General features: G+C 67.7%; 17 protein-coding genes. 6 read left to right on the top strand and 11 right to left on the bottom strand.

From position 1 onward, the window contains the following. Positions 1-119: 119 nt before the first annotated feature. Both Q9Q95_RS01335 and dacB read right to left on the bottom strand, forming a co-directional pair. A complete protein-coding gene (locus Q9Q95_RS01335) occupies positions 120-407 on the bottom strand; it encodes a ribosomal protein L7/L12 (protein ID WP_306093257.1) in 288 nt (95 codons plus the stop codon). Continuing rightward, positions 407-1,840, bottom strand: coding sequence for a D-alanyl-D-alanine carboxypeptidase/D-alanyl-D-alanine-endopeptidase (gene dacB, locus Q9Q95_RS01340; protein ID WP_306093258.1), 1,434 nt, complete (start codon positions 1,838-1,840; stop codon positions 407-409). The genes Q9Q95_RS01335 and dacB overlap by 1 nt, the downstream gene beginning before the upstream one ends. Before the next feature lie 164 nt (positions 1,841-2,004). Here dacB and Q9Q95_RS01345 point away from each other — a divergent pair, with 164 nt between their 5' ends. Beyond that, positions 2,005-3,606, top strand: a complete 1,602-nt coding sequence (locus Q9Q95_RS01345) for a bifunctional 2-polyprenyl-6-hydroxyphenol methylase/3-demethylubiquinol 3-O-methyltransferase UbiG (RefSeq protein ID WP_306093259.1) — start codon at positions 2,005-2,007, stop codon at positions 3,604-3,606. Here Q9Q95_RS01345 and Q9Q95_RS01350 read toward each other — a convergent pair. The 4 genes from Q9Q95_RS01350 to dgcN form a co-directional block, all read right to left on the bottom strand. After that, positions 3,603-4,847: a dicarboxylate/amino acid:cation symporter gene (locus tag Q9Q95_RS01350; RefSeq protein ID WP_306093260.1), complete on the bottom strand. Its 1,245-nt coding sequence runs from the start codon at positions 4,845-4,847 to the stop codon at positions 3,603-3,605. The genes Q9Q95_RS01345 and Q9Q95_RS01350 overlap by 4 nt on opposite strands. A 106-nt stretch (positions 4,848-4,953) precedes the next feature. Continuing rightward, on the bottom strand, positions 4,954-6,510 hold the full coding sequence (locus Q9Q95_RS01355) for an amidohydrolase family protein (protein WP_306093261.1): 1,557 nt from the start codon (positions 6,508-6,510) through the stop codon (positions 4,954-4,956). Further along, complete coding sequence (gene dgcA / locus Q9Q95_RS01360) at positions 6,507-7,496, bottom strand: N-acetyl-D-Glu racemase DgcA (protein WP_306093262.1); 990 nt, start codon at positions 7,494-7,496, stop codon at positions 6,507-6,509. Before dgcA ends, Q9Q95_RS01355 begins: the two co-directional genes overlap by 4 nt. Continuing rightward, on the bottom strand, positions 7,454-8,488 hold the full coding sequence (gene dgcN, locus Q9Q95_RS01365) for an N-acetyltransferase DgcN (RefSeq protein WP_306093263.1): 1,035 nt from the start codon (positions 8,486-8,488) through the stop codon (positions 7,454-7,456). The genes dgcA and dgcN overlap by 43 nt, the downstream gene beginning before the upstream one ends. A 301-nt stretch (positions 8,489-8,789) precedes the next feature. Between dgcN and Q9Q95_RS01370 the strand changes: the two genes are divergently transcribed. After that, entirely contained in the window at positions 8,790-9,344 is a 555-nt protein-coding gene (locus Q9Q95_RS01370) for a hypothetical protein (protein WP_306093264.1), read from the top strand. 85 nt (positions 9,345-9,429) lie between these two features. Here the strand turns inward: Q9Q95_RS01370 and Q9Q95_RS01375 are convergent, their stop codons facing one another. Next, entirely contained in the window at positions 9,430-10,314 is an 885-nt protein-coding gene (locus Q9Q95_RS01375; protein ID WP_306093265.1) for a LysR family transcriptional regulator, read from the bottom strand. Between the two features lie 56 nt (positions 10,315-10,370). Between Q9Q95_RS01375 and Q9Q95_RS01380 the strand changes: the two genes are divergently transcribed. Both Q9Q95_RS01380 and Q9Q95_RS01385 read left to right on the top strand, forming a co-directional pair. Beyond that, positions 10,371-11,528: a serine hydrolase gene (locus Q9Q95_RS01380; RefSeq protein ID WP_306093266.1), complete on the top strand. Its 1,158-nt coding sequence runs from the start codon at positions 10,371-10,373 to the stop codon at positions 11,526-11,528. Between the two features lie 112 nt (positions 11,529-11,640). Further along, positions 11,641-12,426: a S8/S53 family peptidase gene (locus Q9Q95_RS01385; protein WP_306093267.1), complete on the top strand. Its 786-nt coding sequence runs from the start codon at positions 11,641-11,643 to the stop codon at positions 12,424-12,426. Between the two features lie 100 nt (positions 12,427-12,526). On the opposite strand, the gene Q9Q95_RS01390 is transcribed toward Q9Q95_RS01385, so the two are convergent. Beyond that, a complete protein-coding gene (locus Q9Q95_RS01390) occupies positions 12,527-12,895 on the bottom strand; it encodes a helix-turn-helix domain-containing protein (protein ID WP_306093268.1) in 369 nt (122 codons plus the stop codon). A 147-nt stretch (positions 12,896-13,042) separates the two neighbouring features. Between Q9Q95_RS01390 and Q9Q95_RS01395 the strand changes: the two genes are divergently transcribed. Beyond that, positions 13,043-13,462: a nuclear transport factor 2 family protein gene (locus Q9Q95_RS01395; protein ID WP_306093269.1), complete on the top strand. Its 420-nt coding sequence runs from the start codon at positions 13,043-13,045 to the stop codon at positions 13,460-13,462. Between the two features lie 230 nt (positions 13,463-13,692). Here the strand turns inward: Q9Q95_RS01395 and Q9Q95_RS01400 are convergent, their stop codons facing one another. The 3 genes from Q9Q95_RS01400 to Q9Q95_RS01410 all read right to left on the bottom strand — a co-directional run bounded on the left by Q9Q95_RS01400 (position 13,693) and on the right by Q9Q95_RS01410 (position 16,301). After that, positions 13,693-14,562: a phytanoyl-CoA dioxygenase family protein gene (locus Q9Q95_RS01400; protein ID WP_306093270.1), complete on the bottom strand. Its 870-nt coding sequence runs from the start codon at positions 14,560-14,562 to the stop codon at positions 13,693-13,695. A gap of 85 nt (positions 14,563-14,647) precedes the next feature. Continuing rightward, positions 14,648-15,064: a low affinity iron permease family protein gene (locus Q9Q95_RS01405; protein WP_306093271.1), complete on the bottom strand. Its 417-nt coding sequence runs from the start codon at positions 15,062-15,064 to the stop codon at positions 14,648-14,650. 811 nt (positions 15,065-15,875) lie between these two features. After that, positions 15,876-16,301 carry a cupin domain-containing protein gene (locus Q9Q95_RS01410; RefSeq protein WP_306093272.1) on the bottom strand — a complete coding sequence of 142 codons (426 nt, stop codon included), beginning with the start codon at positions 16,299-16,301 and terminating at the stop codon, positions 15,876-15,878. Positions 16,302-16,419: 118 nt separating this feature from the next. On the opposite strand from Q9Q95_RS01410, the gene Q9Q95_RS01415 reads away from it, so the two are divergent. After that, on the top strand, positions 16,420-16,779 hold the full coding sequence (locus Q9Q95_RS01415) for a glycine zipper 2TM domain-containing protein (RefSeq protein ID WP_306093273.1): 360 nt from the start codon (positions 16,420-16,422) through the stop codon (positions 16,777-16,779). Positions 16,780-16,790: the final 11 nt, after the last annotated feature.

Consider the following 16,790-nt stretch of genomic DNA (forward strand, 5'->3'; position numbering starts at 1 on the left):
ACTAGACTTTGTCAAAGAGCAGAGCGGCAGGGCCTCTGCCCGAGGCAAGCACATGAATTCCTACATTGCAAACCAGCGCCGGGACGCGCCGCGCGGCCTCCCGACGGCCATGACGGCGCTTAGCGCTCCATCGATTCGACCAGATCCTTGGCTTGTTTGAGGCCGAGATGCGCCGCATCGCGCGCGAGCTTGATCGCCTCGATCTTGCGCCCCGCCGCGAGCAATGCGCGCACCTCCGCCTCGGTCTCTGGAGGCAAGGTTGTCACCGCCGCCGCCGGCTTGCTCGTGCGCGCGATCGGCGGCTGCCCGCCCATCAGCGGATCGCGACGGCGCGGGCGCAGGAGCAGGGCCAGCAACAGCAGGACGACGAGACCGGCGCCGATCAACACGGATACGGGCACGAACATCAGTTCGCCTCCGCCACCGCGACCAATGCCGCATCGAGAAACCGGGTGGCGCTGGCGTCGGCGGGCACATCGTTGGCAAAAGCCGAGAAGGTCAGAATCTTGCCGCTCTTCGCGATCAGATAGCCCGACAATGCGTTGGTGGCGTTGAGCGTGCCGGTCTTGGCGAACAGCTTGCCCTCCAGCGCCGTACCCTTGAACCGCCGGGCCAGCGTGCCGTCGACGCCGGCCACCGGCAGCGACGCGCGCCACGCCGCGCCCCAGGGCTGGGCCGCGATCCAGCGCAGCATCTTTACCGTCCCGCGCGGCGCCGCGCGGTTGTAGCTCGACATGCCCGAACCGTCGGACAGATCCCAGGCGGTGCGCGGCACCCCCGCCGCCTCGAGCATCGCGCGGACCTCGGCCACGCCGTCGGCGATCGAGCCGCTGCCCGTGCGCAGCCCGACCCGGCGCAGCAGCAATTCGGCATGGAGATTCTGGCTGACCTTGTTGATGATCGTCACGTCCTCGGCCAGCGGCGGCGGGGTCAGCCGTGCGAGCGTCGGCTGGAGCGGAGCTCGCGCCACCGGGGCGCCCTTGCGCGTCTCGGGATCGTCGCCCGGCATCAGCGCACGGTGCCGCGCCGAGACCGCGCCGGTCACCTTGACGCCGCGCGCTTCGAGCAGCGCCCTGAACCGCCACGCCGCATAATGCGCCGGATCGTCGATCCCGACGCGCAGCGGCTCGGGCCTGGCGTCGGCGCCGATCGTGCCGGTGATCCGCAGCACCCTGCCATTGACCTCGCGCTCATAGCCGATCCGGCGCTCGCCCCCGGCCACCGTCACCGCGCGATTGTCGACGCTGTAATAAGCCAGCGGCAGCGCGACCCTGGCCGGCGCGCCCACCGCGCCGGGCGTGACGTCGATCGCCAGTTCGTTGTCGTCGAGGGTCAGCGCCGAGATGCCGGTGCCCGAACGGCTGGGGATGTTGTTCCAGCTCATCCCCGGGCTCCAGCGCTGGTCGGGAAAAGCCGTGTCGTCGCCGATCACGTGGCGGACGTGCTTCGTCTTCGCCGCCACCGCGTCGGCGAGCGTGGCGAGGCAATCCAGCTTGCAGTCCGGGGCGCTCGACAGCCGCGCGTCGCCATGGCCTTCGAGGATGACGTCGCCGCCCTCGATCCGCACCGCCGCGCCGCCCGACCTGTCGGGCTGGTCGAGCCCTGCGAGCGACGCATAGGCCGTAGCAGTGGTGAACATCTTGGTGTTCGACGCCGGGATGAAGCGTCCGTCGGGGTTGACCGCGACCACCTCCGTTCCGGCCGCGTCGGCGACCACCAGCCCGAAGCGGGTGCCGGTCGCCGCTTCGGCGAAGCCGGCCTCGACCCGCTGCTGGAGGCTCTGTTGCGCGAATGCGGGGCTGGCGGCGAGGAGGAGCGGGAGCAGCAGCGATGGTTTCATGGCCGGAGCCTATCGCCATTCGGCGCCGGAGCAACCGCCCGACGCGAACCGAGGCATAACCGCAGGGTATCGCCTACCGTCTTCCCGGCGAAAGCGGGGATCTCAGGCGGTGGCTCGGTACGACATGAGATCCCGGCTTTCGCCGGGAGGACGGCAACCCTAGAATGGACCCGATGCGCGCCGCTCCCGAGCTGTTCCTCCTCGCCCAGCAACACGCGCGCGCCGGCCGCCTCGGCGCGGCGCGCGCGGCCTATGCCCGCAACATCGAGGCGCATCCCGATTTCCTTCCCGGCTATCTGGCGCTGAGCGGGCTGGCCGCGCATCAGGGCGACGCCGCCGCCGCGCTGCATGTCCTGCGTTCCGCGCTGGCCCGTGCCGAAGGTAATGCCGCCGCGCGCCACGCCATCCGCCGTCCGCTCGCCGATCTGCTCGCGACGCTCCGCCCGGCCGCATATGATGCGGGCCTCGCCGACGATGTCCGCGGCTGCCTCGCCGGCGAAGAGCTCGATCCGCAGCCGCTGGCGGGCGTCGCCGCGCGCTTGCTGCTCCACGCGGGCGACACCGAGCCGCTGTGGATCGCCTTCCTCACCCGCTGCATCAATGCCGATCCGGCGATGGAAGCGCGGCTGATCGCGATGCGCGATGCGCTGATCCGCTCGGGCGATATGGGCGCGCCATTGCTGCCGGCGCTCGCGCTCCACGGCTTTGCCAGTCAATATGTCTGGTCCGAACCCGGCATCCCGCTCGAAGGGCCGATGGCGGCGCTCGCCGGTCAGCCCGCCGCGCTGCCCGACGATCCGGCGTGGCGGCCGCTCGCGCAGCGCATGGGCGAGCTCGCGGTCGAGCACGCGATCGCGGCCACGATCCCCTGCTTCGCTCCGCCTGCCGACGGCGTTTCGGACGCGGTCCGGCGCCAATATGAGGAACATCCCTATCCGCGCTGGCAGGCGCCGCCGGCGTCGCGCCGCACCGATTTCCGGAGGATTCTCGAAGGCTTGCCGGGCATCGACCGTCCGGCGCTTCCGGCGGCGCCGCTCCGCCTGCTGATCGCCGGCTGCGGCACCGGCTACGAAGCGATCGACATGGCGCGGATGGATTCGGGCCTGTCGGTCACCGCGATCGACCTCAGCCGCGCAAGCCTAGCCTTCGCGCGGCGCAAGGCGGAGGCATTGGCCCTCGCCAACCTTCGCTTCCTGCAGGGCGACCTTCTCGCGCTCGCCGCGCTCGGCGAGACCTTCGACATGGCCGCCAGCACCGGCGTGCTCCACCATATGGCCGATCCCGATATGGGCCTCGCCAGCATTACCGAGGTGCTGCGCCCGGGCGGGGTGGTCCGTCTCGCGGTCTACAGCCACCGCGCCCGCGCCCCGGTCCGCGCCGCGCACGCGCTGATCGCCGAGCGCGGCTGGCAAGGCGATGCCGCGGGAATCCGCGCCTTTCGTGCGCACATCCTGTCGCTGCCCGACGAGGACCCGCGCGCGATGCTGCGCGAGAGCCAGGATTTCTACAGCCTCAGCGGCTGCCGCGATCTCGCCTTCCACGTCCATGAGCGGCACTATCGCTTTCCGGAGATCGCCGCGCTGGTGGCAGGCGCTGGTCTGCGGCTGGTCGGTTTCGACGCCACGCCCGAAGCCGCGGCCCGTTTCTGCGCGACGCACGGCGCAGATGCCGATCCGCTCGATCTCGATCTATGGGACGCGGTGGAAGCGGAGCATCCGTTCCTGTTCGCCGGGATGATCCACTTCTGGTGCCAGAAGCCGCGCTAGGCGTCGGCCTTCGACCGGTACACCGCTTCGTCGAGCTCGCTTTCCCAGCGCGCCACCGTGGTTGCCACCATCAGGTTCGCGCTGGCGCTCGGCACCGTCCGGGTCATGTCGAGCAGCCGGTCGAACGGCAGTACGAAGCCGACCACGAGCGCGGTCTGCTCGGGCGGCACGCCGACCGCCGAAAGCACCGCCGCGAGCATGAACAAGGACGCCGACGGCACCGGCGCGGTGCCGAATGCGGCAAGCGCGCCGGTCAGCAACACCATGCCATAGACTTGCGGGCTCAGCGGCGTGCCGAACGCCTGCAGCGCGAACATGCTGAGCAGCCCGACATACATCGCGGTGCCGTCCTTGCCGATGCTCGCGCCCAAAGGCAGCACCGTCGAGAAGACCGGCCGCGCCACCCCGAGATTCTTCTCTGCCACGCGCATCGCCACCGGCAGGGTCGCCGAGCTGGAGGCGGTCGAGAAGGCCACCACCAGCGCGTCGACGATCCCGCGGAAGAACGGCAACAGCGGCAGCTTGGCGAGCAGCTTCAGGATCAGGCTGTGCACCACGAGGATCTGGATCAGACTGCCCAGCACCACCGCGAGCGCCAGCCAGCCGACATTGACGAACACCGCCGCGCCGTTCGCCGCGACGGCATTGGCGATCAGCGCGAACACCCCGAACGGCGTCGCTTCCATGACGATGCCGACGACCTTGAGCAAAACCGCCGATGTCGCTTGCAGCAGCGCCGCGAAGGGCTTGCCCGGTTCGCCTGCCATCACCGTGCCGACCCCGATGAGGATCGCGACGAAGATCAGCGCGAGCATGTCGCCTTTGGCCAGCGCCTCGAAGATGTTGAGCGGGACGATCCCGATCAGTTGCTGGTACGGCGTCACCGGCTCGCCCAGCGCGTGCGGCGCGGCGGTGCCGAGCGGCGCGCCGACGCCGGGCTGGACGAGCGTCGCGACCAGCATCCCCACCGACACCGCGATCGCGGTGGTCAGCGCGAACAGCCCGATCGTCCGCCCGCCCAATCCGCCGAGCCGCCGCGGATCGGCCAGCGCGGTGATCCCCGCGGCGATCGTCACCAGCACGATCGGCGCAACCAGCATCCGGATCGCGCGGACGAACAGATCGCCCATGAACTGGACGTACGGCGTGCCCTGCGGCCAGACCAGGGCGAAGACCAGCCCCAGCGCCAGCGCACCGAGCACGCGCTTCCAGAGCGCGATGGCGAACCAGCGGTTCAGCATCGCTCACCGTGCTCCGGCGAAGGCCGGAGCGCTGGAGACGGCGCGCACCGGAGTGTGGCCAACGCTCCGGCCTTCGCCGGAGCACGAGGCGGCTGGAGCATGCCCGTCACTTGCACGTCCCCGGCGTCGGCGCATGCGGCAATGCGCGGCCTGCCGCCTTGCCGGTGAGCGCGCCCTTGTCGACCGCGACGACGCCGTTGACGATCACCGTCCGCACGCCCTGCGCGGTCAAGGTCGGCTGCTCATAGGTCGCCCGTGCGGCATAGGTCCGCGGATCGAACACCACCACGTCGGCAAACGCGCCGGCGCGCAGATGCCCGCGCCCGGCCAGCCCGAACGTATCGGCGGTCAGCGCCGAGCTGCGCTCGATGAACTGGCGGACCGTGATCACCCGCTCGGCCCTGGCGTATTTCGCGTATTTGCGCGCGAAGCTGCCATAGACCCGCGGATGCCCGCCCGAGGCGTCCGAGCCGGTCATCACCCAGGGCATTGCCATGAATTTGGCGATATCGGCCTCGCTCTGGTTGAACGAGACCACGCCGGGATCGGCGATGCGGATCACCGCGATCGCCGCGTCGACCGGGTCCTGCCCCAATTGCTTCGCGACGTCGGCCAATGTGCGGTTGAGATATTTGCCCTCGACGATCAGCAATTTGTCCGCGCCGCCGCGCTTGCGCAGATTTTCGGTGATCCCCGCGCGGAGCTTCCCCGCCAGCGCCGGATCGTCGAAGCGCCCGAGCAAGGCCGGACGGCCGCCGTCCTGCGCCCAGAGCGGCATCAGCGACGCGACCAGGCTCGTGCCGCTCGCCGACCACGGATATTGGTCCGCAGTCACTTTCTGTCCCGCGCGCCGCGCCGCCGCGACCTTCGCGATGATCGCCGGGGCGTGGCCCTGCACGTCGACGCCGAGCGCCTTGATATGGCTGATATGGGTGGGCAGCCCGCCCTCTCTGCCTATCGCGATCGCCTCGTCGATCGCAGCGGCGAGCCCCACGGTGTAGCTGGATTCGTCGCGGATATGGCTGTCGTACACGCCGCCGCGCTTCCCCGCCTCGCGCGCCAATGCCGCCACCTCGCCGGTCCTTGCGAAGCTCTGCGGCGCGTAGAACAGCCCGGTCGAGAGCCCCAGCGCGCCGTGGCACATCGCGTCCGCCACCAGCCTTTTCATCTGGCCGAGCTCGGCGAGGGTCGGCGCGCGATCGGCCTCGCCCACCACAGCTTCGCGCACTGCGCCGAAGCCGACATAAGCTGCATAGTTGATCCCCACCGGCCGCACCGCCGCACTGCCCAGCACCGCGGCGACGTCGGGGCTGCCGCCCCCGTCATTGCCGATGAACGCCGTGGTCACGCCCTGCAGCAGAAAGGCAGGCACCAGCCGCTTCGCCGCGTCGTCGGACGCCAGATCGCCGCCCATATGGGTGTGCGGATCGATGAAGCCCGGCGCGACGATCATGCCCTTAGCGTCGATCACCCGCGCCGCGGTCACAGCGGCATGGCGGCCGACCGAGACGATGCGATCTCCCGCAATCGCGACATCGCCGACAAAGGGCTCGGCCGACCCGGTATAGATGGTGCCGCCGCGGATGAGCAGGTCGACTTTCCGCGGCGCCGGCGGTGCCGCTCCCAGCGACAGGGTCGCGATCCCGAGCAGCACGACCTTCATAAAATTCCCCAGAAACCCCGTTCCGGCGGCACCAGATAGCCCGCCTCGTCGCGCACGCCGCCGGCGCGATCCTCCCTGAGCCAGATCGGACCGTCAAGGTCGACGAAATCGCTCATCCGCGCGACGTGGAGCGCCGGTGCGATCGACAGCGACGAGCTGATCATGCAGCCGGTCATCAGCCCCAGCCCGCGCGCGCGCGCCGCCCGGGCCAATGCGAGCGCCTCGGTCAGCCCGCCCGATTTGTCGAGCTTGACGTTGACGACCTGATAGCGCCGCGCCACGCGATCGAGATCCGCGGCGACATGCACCGATTCATCCGCGCAGATCGGCACCTCGGGGATAAAGTCCTCGAGCCATTCGTCGGCATCGGCGGGCACCGGCTGTTCGAGCAGATCGACCCGCAAGGTCACCAGCAGCACCTGCATCGCGCGGACCAATTGCTGGTCCCAGCTCTCATTGGGGTCGACGATCAGCCTCGCATGCGGCGCGGCGTTGCGCACCGCGCGGATCTGCGCATCGGGGATCGTCGCGTCGACCTTGACCTTGATCAGCGGGGCATCGGCGATCTTGCTCGCCGCGACCGCCATCGCCATCGGCGTGTCGATGCCGATGGTGAGCGCGCTCTCCAGCTTGCCGGGCTCGGGCGCGCCGATCGTGTCGGCGACGCTGCGGCCCGCCAGCCGCGCCTCGAGATCCCACAAGGCGCAGTCGAGGGCGTTGCGCGCAGCGCCGGGCGGGAGCAGCCCGGGCAGCTGCGCGCGGTCCGCACCGCCTTCGACGGCGGCGCGCACTTCCTCGATTTGGGCGAGCGCGCTCGCGACGCTCTCGCCGTAGCGCGCATAGGGCACGCCTTCGCCGCGCCCGACCGCCCCGCCTCGCTCCAGCTCGACCGTGACCACCTCCGCCTGCGTCTTGACGCCGCGGGAGATCCGGAAGGGCTGGCTCAGTGCGAAGCTATCGTGCTGCGCGCGGAGGGTGCGGGACATAGCAATTCGTCGAGGACGGCATCGACTCCGAACGCGATCGGATCGGTGCAGGGCAGGCCGTGCCGGTCTTCGAGCCGCGCGCACAGCGCCCGGGCTTCGGCCGGGTCCATCGCCGAGGTGTTGAGACAGATGCCGACGGCGCGGACATCGGGACTGGTGAGCCGGGCGACCAGCAGATTCATCTCGATGCACTCTCCCAGCTCGGGCAGCGCCCGCCCGGGGATGCCGCGCATATGCAGCCGATTGGGATCGTGGCACATCACGATCGCCTCGGGCTGGGCGCCGTGGAGCAGCCCGGTCGAGACGCCGGCGAACGAGGGGTGGAACAGCGAGCCCTGCCCTTCGATCAGGTCCCAGCCGTCATCGTCGCGCGCCGGGGCGAGCTGCTCGATCCCGCCCGAGATGAAATCGGCGACCACCGCATCGATCGGCACGCCGCCGCCCGCGATCAGGATGCCGGTCTGGCCCGTCGCGCGGAAATCGGCCTTTAGCCCGCGCGCCTGCATGCCCTGCGCGAGTGCCAAGGTGGTGTACATCTTGCCGACCGAGCAATCGGTGCCGACGGTGAGCAGCCGGTGCCCGGCGCGCCGGTTGCCGTTGCCGACCTTCAAATTCGCCGGCGGATCGCGCACGTCGAACAGCTGGACACCTTTCTCCTGCGCCAGCGCCGCCAGCCGCGGCTCGTCGCGCAACCGCTGGTGGAGCCCCGAGGCGACGTTCATCCCCGCCTCGAGCGCCGCCAGCGCATCGTCGACCAGATCGCGGCCCAGCGTCCCGCCCGAATTGGCGATGCCGAGCACGAGAGTCCTCGCCCCCGCCGCCGCCCCCTCGGCGATCGTCATCCGCGGGATGCCCAGAGTCAGCGGGCAATCGTCGTAGCGGAATTCGCCGACGCAATCCTGCGGACGGAAGGCCGCGAGCCCGCGCGAGGTCTTGATGCCGACGGCATCGGTGCTGTGGCCGAGATAGAGCAGATAGGGAGCGGGGATCATCACCTGCCTTCCGTATCGCGCGGCTCCAAAAGTCTGCGCATAACGTCTGGCGCGCGCGGCATAGCCCCTTGTTATGGCTTGTTTGGCGGGGCTGCATCGCCATTTGTATTCTGCGTGCGACCAAGATTGCGACGGTCAAAGGCAGCTGCGATCGTGCGCGGCCGAGAATGGTGGAAAGCGCATGGTCTGCTTTGGGGCGGGACCTTGAGAGCCGCCTCTTCCATTCGCCCGTATCAACTGGTCACGCCTTGGCACCCTGCAGCGCATCCCCTATTCGACCTGCTCGTGGTGCGAGGCTCCAGTGTTTGATTCGATTGGCGCATTCAATAAGCAATTCGTCCCCGTAGAGGGAGGATATCTGTATTATCCATCCAAGAATGGGGGTGGCAAACTTGTAACCGCCGACGAATATAAGCAACTGACAGAAGACTGGCGTAAGATAGCCGGTCGACGCGGCGTATGGACAGTCGCCGGCATCGTCACTTTGGCGATCATCGTTTGGACCATCATCTCCAGATCATTGTCGCTTCCCGACTGGTCGGACTCCATCATCATTGGTGCATGCGTTCTCGGCATATCAGCGTGGCTATTCTGGGCTGGCTTTGCCCCGCATCGTCTCGTTCGAGACCGTCCCGCCATAGTTCCTCCCAGGCCGGCTTCAGAGGCGAGGCGTCAAGCTCGCGCCATGGTCAATTGGCCTTTTGTAATCGTTGGCCTTTTGCTCTCTGGCATTGTCCTTATAGGTTCGCTCAACTCGCCGGAACGCGATTTCAACGCATGGGCCTGGCTTGTCGGAAGCGGCCTGATCTTCAGCCTCCATATCTGGGTTGCGATACAGAAGCTTCGGGACAGGTAAGCGCGCCCGGCCGGAACATGCCGTTCGCCGCCCCCCCCCCCCCCGCGAAGCAGTGACGGGAGAAAGCTTTCCAGCCTATGTCGTTCTACGCCACGTCGATCACGCCGCGCAGGGTCTTGAGGAAATCGGTGGCGAGCGCGGTCAGCGGCCGATTGTGCAGGTACATCGCATGCACCCCGAAGGTGATCGGCGGCTTGAGCGGCCGCATCGCCAGCCCCGGCGCGAGCGAGGCCTGGGCGGTGAAGCTGTCGACCACGGTCATGCCGACGCCCTGCTGCACCAGAGCCGCGGCGATGTAGAAGGTCCGGGCGAGGATCACTTCGTCGAGCACGATGCCCTGCCGCTGGACTTCCTGGGTGAACAATTGCCCCATCGGCCCGCTGGTCGCGAGGCTGATGAAGCGATGACCCTTGAGGCAGCTCATGTCGCAGCGCGGCGGCGCGTCGGGCATGTCCTGCTCGCGATAAAAGACCACCAGTTCGCCCTCGCCGAGCGGCTTGTGATCGATCGGCGCCGCGGTCGGCACTTCATAGGCGATGGCAATGTCGGTCTCGCGCTCGAACAACTTCCGCAGCAGATCGTCGTGGTGAACGGTCTGAAGGTCGAACTTCACGTTGTCGCGCGTCTTGAGGAACTGCGCCACCGCGGTCGGCAGCGCCTGCAGCGCGAGGCTCGGCAGCGCCGAGACGCGCAGCATCCCCCCTGCCCCGCGGCGCAGATTCTTGCCCGCCTCGCGCAGCGCATAGACCCGGTCCTGGATCTCGGAGACTTCGGTGAACAGGGTGTGCGCGTCCTCGGTCGGCACCAGCCGCCCGTTGGTCCGCTGGAACAATTGAAAGCCGAGCAGCGATTCGGCGTGGCGCAGCATCTTCGACACCGAGGGCTGCGACACGTTGAGCGCGCGCGCCGCGCCGCTGACCGAGCCGTTCACATAGACGGCGTGGAAGATCTCGATATGCCGCAAGTTCATGGGGCGGAAGACTATCGCTATTTGCGAAAAGGGAAAGCGCTGGTCATCCTGCCTCGATGTTGCTCCCGGCCTTGCTCCTCGCCTCGCTCCCGCAAACCGCGCCCGATCCGGTCGCGACGGTCCGCATCGCCTTCGATCGCGAGCGCGAGACCGCGTTGGCCGTGTCGGGCTATGCCGATCTTGCGGCGAAGCGCCCGGTCACGCCCGACGATCCGGTGCGGGTCGCCTCGGTCTCGAAGCTGGTCGTCGCGATCGGGGTGCTGCGGCTGGTCGAGCAGGGCAAGCTGAATCTCGACGCCGACGTGTCGATCGCGCTCGGCCGGAAACTGCGCAATCCCGCCTTTCCGGAAGCGCCGATCACGCTGCGCCTGTTGCTGTCGCACCGCTCGAGCCTGACCGACAATATCGATTACGTGCTGCCGCTCGACGCCGACATGGCGGGCGTGCTCGCCGACCCCAAGGCGTGGGACGCCGAACATCCGCCCGGGACCTTCTTCCGCTACGCCAATTTCAATTTCCCGGTGATCGCCGCGGTGATGGAGCGCGCCACCGGCGAGCGCTTCGACCGGCTGATGGACCGGCTGGTGCTGCGGCCGCTCGAGCTCGATGCCTGCTATAATTGGGCGAGCTGTTCCCCGGCGACAGCGGCGCGCGCTGTCGTAATCTATCGTGCGAAGCAGCCGACCAAGGACGACAACAAGGGCGCCGCACCCGCTTGCGCGGTGACCTTGGCCAGCGACGGCAGTTGCGATCTCGGCAAGTGGCGCGCCGGCGCCAATGGCGCGATCTTCTCGCCGCAGGGCGGCCTGCGCATCTCCGCGCGCGGGCTGGCGAAGATCGGCCGGCTGTTGCTCGGGGGCGGCAAGCTCGACGGGGTCCGCCTGCTCACCCGCAAATCGGTGGCATTGCTCGAGACCCCGCTCTGGACGTTCGACGGCAGCAACGGCGACACCAGCAACGGCTTCTATTGCAGCTACGGCCTCGCCATGACCTTCCTGCCGACCGCGCGGCCGGGATGCCGCGACGCCCTGTTCGGCGATGCCCGTCCGCGCCTCGGCCATGGCGGCGAGGCGTACGGCCTGCGCTCGGGGCTGTGGCTCGATCGCGCGGCGGGCACCGGAATCGCCTTTTTCGCGACCGACGTGCCCGATACCACCGGCACCCGCTCGGCCTTCACCCCTGTGGAGGAAGCCCTTGCCGCGCCGCCGCGGTGATTCCTCCACAAACTATTAAGCATACCCCCCGCACATCACCGCAATCCCGCCGCAAAGCTCGGTAGGATAGCAAGATCGAAGTGAATCGCTTTGACCGGGGGGTCGGGGTTTCGTGAACACGCTGTTGTTGTCGCTCGTCGCGCTACTGGAAACCGCCGCGCCCGTCGCCGCGCCGCCGATCATGGCGACGCCGGTGGTGGTGCCGCCGATCGCCGCTCCGCTGGCGCGGCCGCGCGTGGCGATCATCGACAGCGGCGTGGCGAAGACCAGCGAGCTCGCCGCGCTCGTCTCCGCCGAATATGACATGGCCTCGGATCCCGGCCGCACCGCGTTCGAGCCGCGCTACGATCACGGCACGATGGTGGCGACGATCCTCGCCCGCGCCGCGCACGGCCAGGTCGACATCATCTCGCTGCGCATCGACGATCCCGCGGGCTGCCCGAGCGGCGCCAACCCGCCGTGCCAGCCCTCGGCGGCGCCGGTGGTCCGCGCGATCCGCCGCGCCGCCGATCTCGGCGTCGATGCGATCAACATCTCGCTCGCGCTCGATCCCGATCCGTCGATCACCGCCGCGATCGCCGACGCCGCCGCCAAAGGCATCCGCGTCGTGCTCGCCGCCGGCAACAATGGCTACGATCACCCCGGCAATCTCGGCCCGGCGCGCGCCGCTTACCCTAATGCGGTGCTGGTCGGCGCGATCGATTCGGACGGCAAGCCGTGGAGCGGCACCAACCGTCCCGACGCCGCACCCGACGGCTATAATTACGCCTGGGCGCTCGGGGTGAAGGTCCCGACCGCCGCGATCGACGGCCGCGCGGTCACCGGCACCGGCACTTCGTTCGCCGCCCCGCTCGAGACCGCCCGCTTCCTCGCCAGCCGGACGACCGCGGCGCGCTGAGGCGAGCGGCTGCAGCTCCTCCCGCTTCCGGGTGGTTAGCGGCCTGGCTGCTTTCGTGGGCGGCGCTTTACTCCCGGCCGTTCGATGAGGCCGAACGTCGTCAATCGGTTGGCGACCTTGCGGCTGCGGTCGGATTTCCAGCCCGTATAACTTTCTCAATCTGCTGCCTGTGCTCCGTACCCCACTCGCAGAGCGGCATGATCGCCTTGGCGAGTGTCTTGCCGAAATCCGTCAACGTATAGTCCACCATCGGCGGCACCTGATGGTGATCACGCCTGGTAAGCACGCCGAACGCCGCGAGCTCACGCAGCTGCTGAATCAAGACCTTTTCACTAATGCCAACAACCAGTTTCTTGATCTCCCCGAAACGCTTCGGCTCGCCCGCAAGGTGAAAAAGGATCAGCGGCTTCCACTTGCCGCCTACGACTGCGAGCGAGGCATCCAGGCCGCAAACTCGGGCATAGCTCATCAAATTTCTCACACTTACCTTTAGGTAGGTTCTACCCTAAAAGAAATCGCGCGTCCATATCCGGGCAGCCGCGCAGGGCTTTGTTTACGGCCGGGCCGTCGCGCGGTTCATGAACCGGCCCTTGGCTGACTGGACGAAGGACATTCCATGCAAGAAAATGAAGCCATAATCAGAGATCTTTATGCTTGTGCTGAAGGAAATCGAAGGGATTTTGACGAATTCGTATCGCACTTCGCTCCCGACGGATACATGCGTGACATTCCCGCCGGCCTCGAACTTCGAGGGAAGGAGATTAGCGATTATCTCGAAATGGTTACGACTGCTTTTCCAGACGTCCATCGAGAGCTTTTCAGCATTTACGTCGCGGGGCAAGTCGTAATAGTCGAGCTTGCAATTCGTGCAAAACATAGCGGTGATCTGCCACTCCCGTCGGGTACTATTGCTGCCACCGGAAAGGCGATAGATGTGCCTTCCTGCGATGTGTTTCATATCAAGGATGGAAAGATCGCGTCCTTTCATTGTTACAACGCATCTTCCGTACTGCTCCAGCAGCTCGGCGCCGACTAACGCGATGGCGCGAGGCACCGTCGACTCACGCCGTCCGGTGCCTCGCGCCGCTACTATGTTCCGCTCCAGTGCACCCGGTCGATCTTCAACGACTGCGAGTGGTCAACTTTGTCGAGAGGGGAAATGGAGCTAGCGTCCGGTTCTATTGAGCGGTTGCGCCACTTTGACGTCTACCATCGGGGCGTGACCTGCCGTTCGCGTGCCCGCACGATCTGGCAGCAATCGCTCTCTCAAACGTAATGCGGTTCGCCGCGTTCGTGCAGTTCCTCGTAATGGACCAAAGCCGGCTCGGGGCCGAGCGGCACCGGCGCGCCGCCGCGGAACGCCCATTCGCCGCGGTCGCAATCCTCGGCGCGGACATAGCCGTTGATGTAGAGCCGGCGCTGGTGGTCCGCGCGGTTGGTCCCCGATCCGTGGACCAGATAGGGGTTCCACAAAGCGAGGTCGCCGGGTTCGAGGACGAGGTCGATCGCATCGTCGGGCGACAAGCCCGCCGCGAGCAGCACGTCGTCGGCCATCGCATTGCCGAGCACTTCGGTCGAGGTGTCGAGATCGAGCTCGCCCGCCTGATGGGTGCGCGGAAGGAAGCGCATGCAGCCCGATTGCGGCGTGTGCGGATCGATCGCCAGCCCGGTCTGGACATAGGACGTGCCGAGGTTGCGATAGCATGCGTCGGGCTTGCGGAAGCGCGAATCCTGATGCCACGCGAAGTCGCCGATCCCGCCGGGCGCCTTCCAGTGGAGCTGGTTGATGATCTGCTTGACGTCGCCGCCGATCAGCGGGGCGAGCATCGCCGCGAAACGCGGGTCGCGCCGGACGCGCTCGAGCACCGGCTGGTGATAGGACGGCCACTGCACCATCCGCACCAGCGGCGCGGCGCCGTCGCGCGGCGCGACGTTGTAGAACAGGTTGCCATGGCGGAAGCTGCGGCCGTGCGCGACGCCCTCGGCGTGGATCTGGTCGATCGCCGCACCGATCCCGGCCACTTCGTCGGGCGCGAAGAAACCGCGCAGCACCGCATAGCCGTCGCGCTGGAACTTGGCGACATAGTCGTCGGTCTCGGCGCCGCTGTGCAGCCCAGGCTGTTCGAAACCCACCATTTTCCTCCACGTGCCGACGGCGTGATTCTGCCGTGCGCGGCGGCGGGACGAAAGAAGCGTGCGGTCACTCGCCAATGCCCTGCGGCTATGGCGCGATGTGCCCGCGCCGCTTGAGCAGGCGGCCGATCCCCTGATGCCGCTCGGGCATCTCGCGCCCGCATTCGCGCTCGAGTTTGTCGCGGATCGCGATCAGTTCCTTCTCGCCCAGATGCTCGATGCCGATGAATTCGTTGCGGCCGGTGTCGAGCGCGCGGATCAGCTCGTCGAGCTTGGCCTGGATCGCGGCGGCGTCGCGATTCTGCGCATTCTGGATCAGGAACACCATCAGGAAGGTGACGATCGTCGTGCCGGTGTTGATCACCAGCTGCCATGTGTCCGACCAGCCGAACAAAGGCCCGCTCAGGCCCCAGCCGACGACGATCAGGAAGGCGATCGCGAACGCCACCGGGCGCCCGGCCCATGCCGCGACGCCCTGCGCGAACCGCTCGAACACACCGCCCATGCCATTCCCTCTCGATTTTGGCGCAAAGTAGCGAGGGACGCTGCCCCAGTCATCCGCGACCGCGTGCGTGAGGCCCGAGACGGGAGGCGCAAGAAGCGCAAAACGCAAAAGGGGACCGGCATTGCTGCCAGTCCCCATGTCACCGGACTTCGGCTGCTGATCCCTAAGGACCGCGCGGCCTGGTTTCGGCGGCATGCTCCACTCGCGCCGGCAAGGGCATGCGAGCTTCGCGTCGGTCACCGGGGCCGGCTGATCGCCACGCTTCCGAAGAAGCAGGCTTCGGTTCCGGCCTTCGGTGGCCCGCTCCATGACTTCGCCCGAAAGCGGAACCATGAAGCCTTGCTGGATGGGATTTCCCGAACGATCCATAGGCTTCGACTTCTCGCTTGCGCGGTGGCCAATGCCCTGGGTTTCGCTCTTCGGGCCGATCCTTCCGTCGATCTGCCGCTTGCGCGGGCCTATCGGCTTCGGTCTCGTCCATCAGGCAGGTCCTTCGCCTCGGCCTGCGCTTGCGCGCCGGCTTCGGATCGGGTTCCGCCCGGCTTCGGCGTCTCCCGGGTTCGCCGCGACGCTTGCGCACCGCCTCGATCCCGCAACTACCGATGCTCTCGCATCCCCGTCTCGTTCCAGCGTGGTTTCCCGAAGGCACCTGCGCTCGATCGAGCCGTGTAAGGTGTTGATCCGGCTTTGGTTTCCCGCTACCGAACCGTCTTCCCTACAAGACGGATGCTGTCACCGATCCCGAGTCGCGCAAAGGACGAAATGCCCCCGCGCGCCTGTGGATAACGTGAATAACGGGGACAGATCGCCGTCAGGACGATCCCGGCGACCAATCCGGCGAGGCGAGCTCGAAGCCGGCAAAGTCGAAGCCGGGGACCACTACGCAGCTCACCAGCGCCCAGCCCAGCCGGGCCTCGGTCGATTGCCAGCGATTCGCCGGCACCCGCCATTGCGGCGCATGATCGCGGGTCACGTCGCCGCCAAGCGCGATCGACCGGATCGCGCCATCCTCCTGCTCGACGCGGAGATCGAGCGGCGATCCCGCATGCCACAGCCATAATTCGTCGGCATCGACCCGGTGCCAATGCGAGCGCTGGCCCTGCTCGAGCAGAAAATGGATCGCGGTGCCGGCCGAGCGACCGGCTCCGGCGGGCGCCCGCCACGTCTCGCGGTACCAGCCGCCTTCCGGATGCGGCGACAGGCCGAGCTTCTCGATGATCGTTCGTGAAGCGTTCATGTTGCAAATCCCAACCTCAGATGAGCGGCACGTAGTTTCAGGTTCATGAAACCCCCCGCAGCCGCGGGACGTTTCGCTAACGGTTTCTGTAAGTACAATCGATCTATGGGAGTGAATCATGCGTAAGTTCATTGTCGCGCTCGGCGCGATCGCGGTGGCGATCCCCACCGCCACCGTCCTTCCGGTCTCGACCGCTGCGGCGGCGAGCGCCTATGAATATAAGGCAGGCTTCAACGCCGACCAGCGCCGCCGCTATGCCTATCGCGAATGGCGCGGCCGCGACGGTCGTCGCTATTGCCGCAAGTCGAACGGCACCACCGGTCTGGTCGTCGGCGGTGTCGCCGGCGCGCTGGTCGGCCGCTCGATCGACACGCGCGGCGACCGCGCCGCGGGCACCCTGCTCGGCGCCGCCGCGGGCGCGCTTGCCGGCCGCGAGATCGAACGCAGCAGCAGCAACAATCGTCGTCGCTGCCGCTAAAGCCTGAAGAC

It is taken from the genome of Sphingomonas sp. DG1-23 (genome assembly GCF_030730875.1).
Lineage (GTDB): Bacteria > Pseudomonadota > Alphaproteobacteria > Sphingomonadales > Sphingomonadaceae > Sphingomonas.

Excerpts from the sequence above, each read along its gene's own strand:
- dgcN (WP_306093263.1), bottom strand. The coding sequence starts at position 8,488 with ATGATCCCCGCTCCCTATCTGCTCTATCTCGGCCACAGCACCGATGCC.
- Q9Q95_RS01395 (WP_306093269.1), top strand. The coding sequence starts at position 13,043 with ATGCAAGAAAATGAAGCCATAATCAGAGATCTTTATGCTTGTGCTGAA.
- dgcA (WP_306093262.1), bottom strand. The coding sequence starts at position 7,496 with ATGTCCCGCACCCTCCGCGCGCAGCACGATAGCTTCGCACTGAGCCAG.
- Q9Q95_RS01410 (WP_306093272.1), bottom strand. The coding sequence starts at position 16,301 with ATGAACGCTTCACGAACGATCATCGAGAAGCTCGGCCTGTCGCCGCAT.
- Q9Q95_RS01390 (WP_306093268.1), bottom strand. The coding sequence starts at position 12,895 with ATGAGCTATGCCCGAGTTTGCGGCCTGGATGCCTCGCTCGCAGTCGTA.
- Q9Q95_RS01400 (WP_306093270.1), bottom strand. The coding sequence starts at position 14,562 with ATGGTGGGTTTCGAACAGCCTGGGCTGCACAGCGGCGCCGAGACCGAC.
- Q9Q95_RS01380 (WP_306093266.1), top strand. The coding sequence starts at position 10,371 with ATGTTGCTCCCGGCCTTGCTCCTCGCCTCGCTCCCGCAAACCGCGCCC.
- Q9Q95_RS01350 (WP_306093260.1), bottom strand. The coding sequence starts at position 4,847 with ATGCTGAACCGCTGGTTCGCCATCGCGCTCTGGAAGCGCGTGCTCGGT.
- Q9Q95_RS01335 (WP_306093257.1), bottom strand. The coding sequence starts at position 407 with ATGTTCGTGCCCGTATCCGTGTTGATCGGCGCCGGTCTCGTCGTCCTG.
- Q9Q95_RS01355 (WP_306093261.1), bottom strand. The coding sequence starts at position 6,510 with ATGAAGGTCGTGCTGCTCGGGATCGCGACCCTGTCGCTGGGAGCGGCA.
- Q9Q95_RS01375 (WP_306093265.1), bottom strand. The coding sequence starts at position 10,314 with ATGAACTTGCGGCATATCGAGATCTTCCACGCCGTCTATGTGAACGGC.
- Q9Q95_RS01415 (WP_306093273.1), top strand. The coding sequence starts at position 16,420 with ATGCGTAAGTTCATTGTCGCGCTCGGCGCGATCGCGGTGGCGATCCCC.
- dacB (WP_306093258.1), bottom strand. The coding sequence starts at position 1,840 with ATGAAACCATCGCTGCTGCTCCCGCTCCTCCTCGCCGCCAGCCCCGCA.
- Q9Q95_RS01405 (WP_306093271.1), bottom strand. The coding sequence starts at position 15,064 with ATGGGCGGTGTGTTCGAGCGGTTCGCGCAGGGCGTCGCGGCATGGGCC.
- Q9Q95_RS01345 (WP_306093259.1), top strand. The coding sequence starts at position 2,005 with ATGGACCCGATGCGCGCCGCTCCCGAGCTGTTCCTCCTCGCCCAGCAA.